This window comes from Erysipelatoclostridium sp. An173 (assembly GCF_002160495.1).
Taxonomy (GTDB): Bacteria; Bacillota_I; Bacilli_A; order Erysipelotrichales; family Coprobacillaceae; genus Thomasclavelia; species Thomasclavelia merdavium.
In genome coordinates this window covers 1-12,767 of record NZ_NFKR01000054.1, presented here as the reverse complement: position 1 = coordinate 12,767, position 12,767 = coordinate 1, and the positions used below count along the sequence as shown (strand labels likewise).

Sequence of the window (12,767 nt, the reverse complement as noted above, 5' to 3'; positions counted from 1 at the left end):
AAAACCTTCATTCAAAACAAAACTATTATCTTAAAATTAGAATGTACAATCAATAATGAATTTAATAAAAATCATTAAATGATTACGTACATATTATACGAGGAGTGATTCAAATGAAACTAGTTGATTTAATTATTTCTAATCAATGTAACCATCTCTATTGGCGTTATTTAAAAATAGTTGATAATCCTAAATTATCTCATTTAATTACTTCAAAACAAATTTGTAAAGAAATTGTATCTTATTATAATCAAGATTATCATCATGTTTTAAATGTCTTAAGCAAAACTGAAATCAATTTTTTAAAACACTATCCAACTAATCATAACTATCAAGATTTACCAATTATCAATTCCTTAATCAACAAATGTCTTTTGATCAAAGATATTAATAATAAAAACTACATCACAATACCTGATGATTTAAAAGAAATTGTTTTTAAAGCCATAAATTTAGCGGATATATCTAAAATAAAAAGAATAGATCAAATTAACGAATTATTAATCGGGATTCTTGCAATTCGCGGTGTTATTAATGTTGATGATTTAATTGCTTTTTATCTTAAATATGATTCTTCTATTAGTCATGATACTTTAAAAAAGCATATCGATACTAATCGTTATTTAATCTGGCACTATTTTATTTATCAAGGTGATGATGGTTTATTATTGGCTTATGAACCTTATCAAGTGTATATCGATAAAATAGTTAATAATCAAAAAATTGTTAGCGAAGTTGATTTTACTTATAATAAACATCAGATTCAATTGATTGCTCGTTATGGATTGGATATTGAGCATAATTGTATTAATTGTTTATATCGTGAAATCGAATCAATTAATAGTTATTTACTAAAAGAAATGATTCGTAATCTAATTATTCAAACCTGCCAAACCTGTGAAGATGAAAACAAACTGATTAAAACCATCAAACAATTACAACAAGATACAAATGAAAACCTTAATTATTTAATTACCTTAATACCTAAAGCATTACCATATATTCACAGTGCTGGTTTATATGGTTTAAGTCCTAATGAATATTATCATTTAATCCATCAAGCTTCTAGTTTTACTAAAGAAGAAAGTACGACTTTTTATCAATTGTATTTAAATTTATTAGAGTATACTAATCAACAATTTAACATTACAACTATTTCATTTCATGAACTTGATGAAGTTGATCCGATTGATTTTAGTTATGTTCGAACATTATTATTTAATAATCCAGAAATAATTGATCGTTATTTAAATGAAGATCCTGATCATTTAAATAATGAAGCAAAAAAAATCATTGAAAACTTTAAAGAAGGTTTTATTGATGAATTTTTGATTTTAAAAAATAATGATGACTATTCAATCGTTAGTAATAATAGTGATGTCTATGCTATTTATGGTCTTGTTAGTCATCTAAAAGAAATATATCCTGATAAAGTATTACCAAAAGTATGTAATTTAGCAATTTTACCCTATTTAAATAAAATTGTTTTTGATGGTATTTTAGAAGACCATCCTAATTTAAGGCCTACTAATCAAATCAAAGAATATCAAGATAAAGACATTATTTTTACATTAAATAAAACAATTATAAATTAAAACCCCATACGGGGTTTTATTCATTAATAATACGATTACTAGCTAAGTAAGTAGCTAAATAGTAACCACCATAAGCTATCACAATAAACAATGTAGTAATGATAATATTATCAGCAATATTAATATTAACAATTGAACTAATTAGATAATTAATCTCATTTAAAGCTACAAAACTATGAACTAAAGCAACTGTAAGCGGGAAAATAAACATAATTCCTATTTGTACTAATAAACTACGATTAGCCATTTTCTTGCTAGCACCTAATTGATTAATGATTCGATAACGTTCTTTATTATCAGAAGCTTCTGATAATTGTTCGATTGCTAAAACGGTTCCACTAGCAATAGCAAAAACAATTCCTAAATATAAACCTAAAAACGTAAACATCGCACTTGTTCCAACACCAGTTGCACTTAACTCAATTTTAGTATCAGCAATAATCCGGGTTTCAGGGTCGTTGTATTTTTGTAATAGTTCCATAAATTTATCTTCACTAGCTTCTTTATTACCAGAATAATTTCCTACTAGATTACTATTAGGATCGACTTGGCCATATTTATTTGCAAAATCATCACTAACAACAATAAATCCTTCATTACCATTACTATTAGTTATTGAAGTTTCAATCGCACGGTTTTCCTGACATGTTAAAGAAGTTGTTCCGATTTCAATAATACCATCATTACTTAAAAATTCATTATAATAATCTAAAGACATTGGCATGGTAGCTACTAAAATATAACGATTATCGGCTAAATTAACTTTTTGTTTTTCATTATTAGCCATTTCCATTAATTTATTATAATCACTTTCTTTGATTGCTGGCATTTTCGTTTGAAATAACAAATCCATTTCATCATATAATTCATTGCCTTCATAAATAAAATCACCCATTGAAAGATCATCAAAATACACATAATTAAAGAGATAATCTTCACTAGTAATATCTTTGTAAGCTGCTTCTTGTCTTAAATTTAACACTTCGTTATTTTCAAAACCAATAGCACTATAATCATAAGGTGTATTATTTCTAAATGAGGCATTCATAGCATTAGCTAACGATAATGATGATGATAAAATACCAATTGTCAGTAATAACATCAAAGAAATTACAGTAGTTGATACTACATGAGTATTAATTTTATTATTCACCTGTTTTAAAATAAAAATATTCAAACCGCGATAATATAATCTTTTACTTAAAGAAACAACTTTTAATAAAAATCCTGAAACTGATAAAAAGAATAAAAATGTTCCCAAAGCACCGCTAATAAGCATCACGATAAAATCCTGACCACCGTTTAATAGGGCATTATCATATAATAAGCTATAAGCATAACCAATTAAAACAAGTGATATAATAAACAAAAAGAAAATTAACCAGCTGTTTTTAATCTTAATTTTTTCATTTTTACTTTTAGCATATAATAAATCTATTAATTTAAAACGATTTAAGCTAATAACATTAAAGATCATTACAATAAAATAAATAACACCAAAATTAATGATCGTTTTAAATAAAGCATCGGCTGAAAAAACAAACGCAAAGCTAGTCATATCTGCTTCAAATAACTTAGCGGTAAAGACTGATACTAACTGTGATAAGCCGATTCCTAAAATTGTTCCTACAACTAAAGAAATAATTCCAACCATCATTGTTTCTAAAACTAAAATCATCGAAACGCGAAAATTAGACATTCCTAAAGTTAGATAAACACCGATTTCTTTTTTGCGTCGTTTGATAATAAAATTATTAGCATAAACAATTAAAAATCCTAATACTATCGCCACAAAAACTGAAACATAGCTTAAAAGATTTATTAAAGTCTGAACAATCTCTTTAGTAGATTCATTTAGCTTTAGCATTGCTGTTTGACTATCAATTGAATTAAATAAGTAGAAAATAGCAATTGCTATTACTAAAGTAATAAAGTAAATTGAATAATCTCTAATACTTTTTTTAATGTTACGAAAAGCAATATTAAATAAGTTCATTTAGCTCACCACCTAATACTGTTTGAACATCCATGATCATATTAAAAAATTCTTTTCGAGAATGATTTCCTTTTACAATCTCACTAAAAATCTTACCATCTTTAATAAAGATGACCCGGTCACCATAACTAGCAGTGAAGCAATCATGAGTAACCATTAAAATTGTCGCATTCAGCTTTTGATTTAAAGTATTTAAACTTTCTAATAATAATCTTGCTGATTTACTATCTAAAGCACCAGTTGGCTCATCTGCTAAAATTAAATCTGGATTAGTAACAATAGCTCTGGCACAGGCAACACGCTGTTTTTGTCCTCCTGATAATTCATAGGGATATTTGTTTAAAATTTCTTTGATTCCAAGTGCACTAGCAATCTTATTTACTTTATCATCAATCAATTTATAATTAGTCTTTTTGATTGTTAAAGCTAGCGCAATATTTTCAAAAGCTGTCAGCGTATCCAATAAATTAAAATCCTGAAAAATAAATCCTAAAGAATCTCTTCTAAATTTAGTCAACTGACGTCCTTTTAACTTAGTAATATCTTGTCCTTTTAAATAAATATGTCCACTAGTAACTCGATCAATTGTTGAAATGCAGTTTAATAAAGTACTTTTACCACTTCCACTAGCCCCCATTATAACTACAAATTCACCATCATCAACATTAAAACTAATATTGTCAACAGCCTTAGTAATATTTGTTTTATTACCATAATACTTTTCAATATTTTCAATTCTTAATATCTTTTCCATCTATCTTCACCTCACTTATTATTATAAGATTTCCGTTATTTTTAACCATCGAATAAAATAACATAACCTTACATTATTGTAAGATTAGATAAGAATTACATGGAAAAATAATTGTTACAATTGTTTGACCATCTTTTGATGCAATTTTAATTTCATGATTCAATCTTTTACATAGTTTCTTACACAAATACAGCCCAATCCCAGTACTTTTATGATGATTTCTTCCATTGGTACCGGTAAAACCTTTATCAAAAACACGCTCAATTTCATTTCCATCAATCCCAATACCATTATCTAAAATCAATAATTCAATGTGATCTTGATACTGGTTAGCGGTTATCTTTATCACTGGATCTTTATCAACATATTTAATAGCGTTGTTGATAATCTGATGCAAAATAAATTCAAGCCATTTTTTATCACTATGTACTTTAATAGATAAATTATCTAGTTCAATCTTAATTTTTCGACTAATTAAATCTTTTTTATTTCGTTTAATAACAGTATTAACGATTTCATTTAAATCTACTTCTTTGATCAAATAATCTTTTTCAACATTTTCACTGCGAGCATAAAATAAAACCTGCTCTAAATAATTTTCAATCTTAACCAGTTCCTCTTTAATACTATCATTAACATCACTTCCATTATTTTCTACAACCATCATCGCTGTTGCAAGTGGTGTTTTAACTTCATGACACCACATTTCGATATATTCTTTTAATTCAACTTGTTGAAAACGAATTTCATTGATATGTTCTTTCATTGATTTATCAATTTCATAAATTGATGATACCATTACTTTACCATCTAAAAAATTAGGCTGTTTTAATAATTCAGTAATTAAATATTTTTGATCCAGACTATCAAGAAGCTCAATAAAATTATTATAATAATTACGACGACGCCAATAGTTATAAATAAACACAATTATATAGCCAAGTAAAAATAGTGAGGGAATATAAAATATTAAAAACTTATTTAAATTAAATACCCATAAAATTATCCCACTTAAAAAAACTATCGCTATCATAACAATAATGCTTATAAGTTGATCTTTTAAATAATCACTAAATCTCATAGAATTAGATACCCCTGTTTCCGTTTAGTTATAATCACGTCTTTTAATCCAATATCTTCTAACTTCTTTCTTAGACGATTAATATTAACTGTTAACGTATTATCATCAACAAACATATCGCTATCCCATAAATAAGACATTAATTCATCACGTGAAATAATTACACCTTGATGACTTAATAAATAATAAAATATTTTGAGTTCATTTTTTGATAAATCAATTATCTGTTTATCTTTGATAATACAGCTTTTAAAAACATCTAGTTGAATATTGCGATAATTTATTAACATTTCTTTTTGAGGATGAACTCGTTTTAATACTGCTTCAATCCGAGCTAGTAAAATTAAAGGATTATAAGGCTTAGTAACAAAATCATCAGCACCATAATTAATACACATTAATTCATCCATTTCATTATTACGGCTAGTTACAATTATTATTGGCGTACTAGCGCTTTTACGATATTCTTTACATAAAAATTGACCACTGCTATTAGGTAAATTAATATCTAATAAAATAAGGTCCCCATTAAAATGGAGCATTTGATCTAAGGTATCGCTAAAGTCACTGACTATTTCAGTTTGATAGCCGTTATTATTTAAAAAGACTTCTAATTCTTGTCTTAATTTTATTTCATCTTCAACAATCAAAATCTTAGCCATAATCATTACCCATTCAATAATACTTCTTTAATTACTTTAGTATAGGCCTGATAGCCTTTTTCATTTATATGTAAGCCATCTTCATAGTATTCTGCAATTGGTTCTCCTTTTTTATTGCATAATGCAGAATATGGATTAATAAAAGTTACATATTCATAAGGAATAACATTTTTATATTCTTTAAAAATCATTTTTAATACATCATTACTTCTAATTCCTTTTTTTATCGCTTTATAACCATGAACTTTTTCAATACAAGGAATTGGAGCTACTAAATAAATTTTAGCATCCAAACAATTATAATGAATGATTTCTACCATTTCTTTAACATTTAAAGCAATATCACGAGGACTTTCCATTACAGTATCCCCTAAATCATTAGTTCCTATCATGATTACTACTTGTTTAGGCTGATATTTAACTACTCCTTCATCAATAAAATTTAAAAGCATTTTTGATGTAATACCCGCAATTCCTGTATTATATTTATTTTCAATTTCGGGATAATATTGTTGTAAATCACAACGTTCAGTTATTGAATCACCAAAAAATACAGTTCCATTTAATTTTGCTGTTTTATTTTGATTAACTAACTGTAACATTCTAGTTAAAGTAAACTCTCTTAATTGATAATGGTTTGTTAAAAACTTCATACCTTCTTTCATTTTCATCACCTCGAATATTATTTTAACACAATGATAAAAAAGATAAAATAATGATAAAGGGCTATAGCAAATTAAAGTAATTTGCTATAACCCAATAAGTTAAACTGCTACTTCACTAATTTTATGATCTACTAATTTAATAATTCTTTTACAATTAGATAAAGATGAAGGACGATGGGAAACAATTAACCACGTCTTATCTTTAAACTGCTGATCCAATGTTTGCAACAATGATTTTTCATTAATAATATCTAAACTACTAGTTGGCTCATCCATCACTAAAATATCAGGATTGACCAATAATACTCGAGCTATTCCAATTCGCTGTTTTTCACCACCAGATAGACGATTTTGCATTTCACCCATCAAAGTATAATATTGATCTGGCAATGAACTAATCAAGTCATGAATTCCTGCCATCTTGGCAGCATTGATAATTTCTTCATCACTTGCATCCGGTTTTCCAAGAGCAATATTAGCTTTGATAGTATCATTAAAGATAAAAGTATCTTGTTGTAAAACACTGATTTTTGTTCTTAAATCAGTTAAAGAATATTCTTTAATATCAATACCATTAATTAAGATTTGTCCACTAGTAACATCATAAAATCTTAATAATAAACGAATTAATGTTGATTTTCCAATACCACTTTCACCAATTAAACCAATTTTATCATCAGCATCAATTACTAAATTCATGTTTTCAACTACTGGTTTATTAGCATCTGGATAACTAAAAGTAACATCTTTAAATTCTATTTTTTTAATATCAGTCAATTTTTTAGAATCTTTGCTTTCTTTGACTAATGGCTCTTTATCTTGTAAATCAAAGTATCTTTGACTAGCAGCATAAGTTTCTACTAAACTAGATACAACAGTAGTTAAAGACTGCGTTGATGAAAAAGACGCTGATACTAAAAATGATAAAATGATCACTGCTGATGAATCAACACTTTTAACCAAAGCTAGATAAGAAGCAACAGCGATAACTACTATTCTTGCTAAATAGATAAAAAACGTTGGCAAAGAAATTACAAATTGACGATGATAAGCTAATAAATGAGTTGAACGATTAATATCCTGATTAATTTTAGTAAGTTCCTCACTACGAGCTCTTCCATAATCAAAGATTTGAATTTCAGATAAACCATAAACACTATCTAGTAAAAACGCTTTTAACTTACCTAATTTTTCTCGATATCCTAGTCCAATATTACGCCCTAATTTAATAGCTATTAATGGTAAAACAACACTAATAATTAAATAGATTGGTAATAACGCTAATACAAATAAAGAATCAATCATTCCAGCAATAATTAATGTTATTACTGGTAATAAAATAACTGTAAATAATGGGCCAATAGTATGAGCAAAAAAGAACTCAATACTTTCAATATCTGATATTGCAAGCGACATAATATCCCCACTGCTACGATCAATCAAACCACCAGGAGCTAACTTACGTAACATTGCAAACATATCAATTCGCATCTTAGCTAATAATTTATATGCTCCCGCATGAGAAAAATAGCCTTCTAAATAACGACAAATTACAATTAAAACAGCACTTATTATCATTAAAACACAACATACAGTACTATTTAAGAATTTAAGTTTACCAGCAATACTTAAAATAAAACAAGCACCAAATCCCATCAAACCTAGCTGCATAGCATTACCAACTATACTTACAATCGTTGATATTACAAAATACTTTTTTTGCTCAGTTGCAATTTTTAATAATCTTTTTGTCAGTGTAAATAAAGATGGTTTTTTATTCATAACTTAACCTCTGCTTTCCCTGATTTTCCAAGATTTCTTGTTCCTTAACCAGCTGATAATATTCACCTTGTTTATCAAGTAATTCTTCATGACTGCCTTGTTCTACTAATTGGCCTTTATTTAATACAATAATATTATTAGCACGTTGAATTGTTGAAAGACGATGTGAAATAATAATCAATGTACGACTCTGTTTTAATTCTTTAATACATTGCCAAATTTCATCTTCGCTATCACGATCAACACTTGATGTAGCTTCATCAAAAATAATATATGGTGCGTTGCTTAATAAAGCTCTAGCTAAACCGATTTTCTGTCTTTGTCCACCTGAAAGTTTTGATCCACTATCACCTAAATCAGTTGATAAACCTTCAGGTAAACTTTTTAACCAGTCATATAAACGAACCTGTTTTAAAACATTTAAAATTTCAGTAATCGAAGCATCGGGTTTAGCAATCCGCAGATTTTCTTCTAAACTGCCACCAAAAATACTAACTCGCTGTGGTACCATGATAATATTTTTTCTTAATTCCTCAGGACTTTGCTGATAATAGCTTTTTCCTTCAAAAAACAAATAACCATTATCAGGATCAATAAAACGCATTAACATACTAGCTAAAGTACTTTTACCACAACCACTTCGACCAACTATTGCTGTGGTCTTACCTTTAGGAAAAGCAACTGCTAAATGATTTAATACCGTTCTTTTTTCTTGATAATTAAAACTTATATCATGTGCAATGATACCATCAAAATTATGTAAATAATCTAAAGTTTCCTTAGAATATTTTTCAATGATCTTATCATTAGTTGTTTCAATACTTTCTTGTTTTCTAGTAGTATCCATAGCTAAGATTTCCTCTACTTTAATGGTAGCGGCAATTCCTGATAAGGCATCATGAGTAACATTCATCAACTGACGAATTGAGCTAAAAAAGCTATATGAAAGCATTAATACTAATATTCCTTGAGAAAAATCAAGCTGATTATTGTTCATTTGAAAACAAGCAATACATACAGCAACAACAATGCCACCATAAATCAAACCATCTGATAATAAAAATGATGAAAAATTCATTTTCATGATCGACATTGTATTTTGATTAAAAACATTAGCTTTTTCTTTTAAATGATCATGACGATTTTGATCTTGATTAAACAATTTTAAAGTCACTAAACTTTTTAAACTTTCTAAATAATAACTAGTTAAATCTTGAAAACTAGTCCAATATTCCTTTTTTAACTGATCGATCATACTACGAAAATAGTTATTCAATAATGGTAAAGCAAAAGAAATAACTAATAATAATAATGCAACCGGAAATGATGTATCTTTAAGATTAAAAAACAAATAAATCGGTGCCATTAAACTATACAGTAAACTAGGTAAATACCGCGTATAATAAACCTGCATCAATTCAACTCCATCACCGACACTGCTAATTGCATTACTAGCACCAATCTTTTCAACCTTTCCAACATCAAGTTCTAAAATCTTATCGAAAATAGCTTTACGTAAAGAAATTCGCGCTTTAGCACCACAGCGATATTCAGCTTCACCAGTCAACAAATCAGCAACCAAAATCAATAGTGAAGCAAATACTGCACTAACAATAGCACCTATCAATTCTTCTTTTGATAATGATGGTTGATATAAATCACCCAAAAACGCTGATATCGTTTGAGCAAATAATACCGTTCCTATTAATGTAAGCATCTTCAACAATGCAATTATAAAAATCCAAATCCGAACACCTTTAGACATCTTAATCAGTGTCTTATTGATCAATAACATTCTTTTCCTCCCTAATAATCTTACTATTATTAACTTTTTAATAAAATGATAGACATATTATCCTATATTCAAAAATTAAAAGCAACAAATTAAACCTAATCAATAATATTCTAAATAAAATATTTTGTCCATAACAAAAAAATAGTGTTACAATAATAATAATCAATTTATAATGGAAAGAAGGTAATAAATCATGATTATAGGAATTCCAAAAGAAATAAAAAATAACGAAAATCGCGTTTCAATGACTCCTGCTGGGGTTTATGCCCTTTGTAAAGCTGGACATCAAGTATATGTTGAAACTAATGCTGGTAATGGCAGTGGTTTTAGTGATCAAGAATATCAAGAAGCTGGTGCTATAATTTCTTCAAGTGAAGAAGTATTTGCAAAAGCTGATTTAATTGTAAAAGTAAAAGAATATTTAGAAAGTGAATACAAATATTTACGCGAAGATCAAATGGTTTTCACATATTTGCATATCGCTAATAACGAACCTTTTGCTAATGCATTAATTGAAAGTAAAACAACAGCTATTGCTTATGAAACAGTAGAAGCTAATCATTCTTTACCATTATTAACACCAATGAGTGAAGTAGCTGGTAGAATGGCTGTTCAAATTGGTGCTAATTTACTTCAAAAAACTAATGGTGGTCGTGGTATTTTATTAGGTGGTGTTTCTGGAGTATTACCTGCCAACGTTGTAATTATTGGTGGTGGTAAAGTTGGTATTAACGCCGCTAAAATGGCACTTGGTTTAGGTGCTAATGTTCAGGTTTTTGATATTAACGTAAATACTATGGCTTATATTGATGATATTAGTAATGGAGCTATTCATACAGTTTATAATAATGAATATAATTTAAAAGAAGCTGTAAAAAATGCTGATTTAATTGTTGGGGCTGTTTTATTACCAGGAGCTAAAGCACCAAAAATTGTAACTGAAGAAATGGTTAAAACAATGAAGGAAGGTAGTGTTATTGTTGATGTTGCTATTGATCAAGGTGGCTGCATTGAAACTTGTGATCATGTAACAACTCATGATAATCCAACTTTTACTAAACACGGGGTTGTTCATTATTCAGTAGCTAATATGCCAGGTGCTGTACCAAGAACTTCTACTATGGCTTTATCTAATGCAACTTTACCTTATATTTTAAAACTAGCAAATCAAGGATTAGATGCTTTAAAAGAAGATCCTGGATTTATGAAAGGTTTAAATACTTATCAAGGAAAATATACTTGTAAAGCAGTGGCTAGTGCCTTAAATGGTGAATATGTTGCTGCAGAAAAATTACTTTAATCAATCAAAAAATCACGATTTCCGTGATTTTTTTCTATACATATTTATTAAAAGGTTCATTTTCATGAACCTAAGTTAACTGTTCTATTTTACAATGATGTTTTTTAGTTTCTTTATCATAGCTTATTGCTACTAAAAGCAGATTATCCTGATACTTCTTTAATCCCTGAGGATAGTTTTTTTCTTTAATTTGATCTATTGCTGTCTTTACTTTCTGATCCCATTTCAATTCTATTATCATCGCTGGTTTATTATCTATTGGAATAAATACCATGTCAGCAAAACCTTTACCACTTGGCATCTCTCTTATTATCGTATAATGATTTCGCGCTGTTATATATGCTATTGCAATTGTATATGACAAGGCATTTTCGTTATTGTAGGTAAGTATCGCTGTATCTAAATGTCCCTCTTCTATATATCTAGCCACTGCTTCTTCATCTTTGTTCCATGTTGCTTGTAAGAGTTCACGACTATTTAATAATGCCCTCGTAGTTTCATGCCAATTCGAACTTCTAATAGAATTAACAAATGAATCAACAACTTCTTTGTTAGGAATAAAACATGTATGTAAAGAACCGTTATATCCTAAATATCCCAAATGTATAAGAAGTGTCAATACATCATCCTTTGATTTGAATGTTGTCATGTCATTCTGGAATGATGTTGTTTGAACGGGTATATTTTCTTCTGCTAAGAGTTGAACGATATTATCCTTCAAACCATCAAAGTTCATATCTATATAAACCTGCAAGGCTTCATAGGTTTCTGTTGATGTCCAATAATTTCCAAATTGTTTTCTCACAATTGAAGAAACAACAGAGCGAGGAGAAAAAGTTGAAATATCATTTGTCATGTGATACCCATCATACCATTGTTTCATCTCATCAAAACTAATGTTGTATTGAATACAAAGATTTTGAACTTCAGTTTCAGTAAATCCCATAAATTCAGATAATAATCCCGGATCAATCATTGAGATTTCTTCAAACATATTCAAGGCACTATGTGTTCCATATTTCTTGATGGGCAATATACCCGTCATATAAGCCAGTTCTATATAAGGCTTATCTTTCAACAAGTTTCTTAAGAAATCAAGATATATCTTCTGCGATTCTTTGTCTTGAGCATATTCTC

General features: G+C 28.2%; 10 protein-coding genes. 2 read left to right on the top strand and 8 right to left on the bottom strand.

Translation table 11 applies throughout. The annotated features are described in order from the left end of the window. Positions 1-113 precede the first annotated feature (113 nt). Positions 114-1,595 (top strand): hypothetical protein, encoded by a 1,482-nt coding sequence (locus B5F09_RS13640; RefSeq protein WP_087374849.1) that lies wholly within the window; start codon positions 114-116, stop codon positions 1,593-1,595. 16 nt (positions 1,596-1,611) lie between these two features. On the opposite strand, the gene B5F09_RS13635 is transcribed toward B5F09_RS13640, so the two are convergent. From B5F09_RS13635 to B5F09_RS13605, 7 genes are all read right to left on the bottom strand, one after another. Then, complete coding sequence (locus B5F09_RS13635) at positions 1,612-3,591, bottom strand: ABC transporter permease (protein WP_087374847.1); 1,980 nt, start codon at positions 3,589-3,591, stop codon at positions 1,612-1,614. Then, positions 3,578-4,345 carry an ABC transporter ATP-binding protein gene (locus B5F09_RS13630; protein WP_087374845.1) on the bottom strand — a complete coding sequence of 256 codons (768 nt, stop codon included), beginning with the start codon at positions 4,343-4,345 and terminating at the stop codon, positions 3,578-3,580. The genes B5F09_RS13635 and B5F09_RS13630 overlap by 14 nt, the downstream gene beginning before the upstream one ends. 73 nt (positions 4,346-4,418) lie before the next feature. Continuing rightward, positions 4,419-5,426: a HAMP domain-containing sensor histidine kinase gene (locus B5F09_RS13625; protein ID WP_087374843.1), complete on the bottom strand. Its 1,008-nt coding sequence runs from the start codon at positions 5,424-5,426 to the stop codon at positions 4,419-4,421. Further along, positions 5,423-6,088: a response regulator transcription factor gene (locus tag B5F09_RS13620; RefSeq protein WP_087374841.1), complete on the bottom strand. Its 666-nt coding sequence runs from the start codon at positions 6,086-6,088 to the stop codon at positions 5,423-5,425. Before B5F09_RS13620 ends, B5F09_RS13625 begins: the two co-directional genes overlap by 4 nt. 5 nt (positions 6,089-6,093) lie before the next feature. Further along, entirely contained in the window at positions 6,094-6,753 is a 660-nt protein-coding gene (locus B5F09_RS13615) for a GDSL-type esterase/lipase family protein (RefSeq protein ID WP_087374839.1), read from the bottom strand. Positions 6,754-6,852: 99 nt separating this feature from the next. Next, complete coding sequence (locus B5F09_RS13610) at positions 6,853-8,535, bottom strand: ABC transporter ATP-binding protein (protein WP_087374837.1); 1,683 nt, start codon at positions 8,533-8,535, stop codon at positions 6,853-6,855. Then, on the bottom strand, positions 8,528-10,330 hold the full coding sequence (locus tag B5F09_RS13605; protein WP_087374835.1) for an ABC transporter ATP-binding protein/permease: 1,803 nt from the start codon (positions 10,328-10,330) through the stop codon (positions 8,528-8,530). Before B5F09_RS13605 ends, B5F09_RS13610 begins: the two co-directional genes overlap by 8 nt. Positions 10,331-10,523: 193 nt before the next feature. On the opposite strand from B5F09_RS13605, the gene ald reads away from it, so the two are divergent. Then, a complete protein-coding gene (gene ald, locus B5F09_RS13600) occupies positions 10,524-11,630 on the top strand; it encodes an alanine dehydrogenase (protein WP_087300541.1) in 1,107 nt (368 codons plus the stop codon). 70 nt (positions 11,631-11,700) lie between these two features. On the opposite strand, the gene B5F09_RS13595 is transcribed toward ald, so the two are convergent. Beyond that, the coding region (locus tag B5F09_RS13595) for an AAA family ATPase (RefSeq protein WP_087374833.1) at positions 11,701-12,767 on the bottom strand (1,067 nt) is incomplete at its 5' end.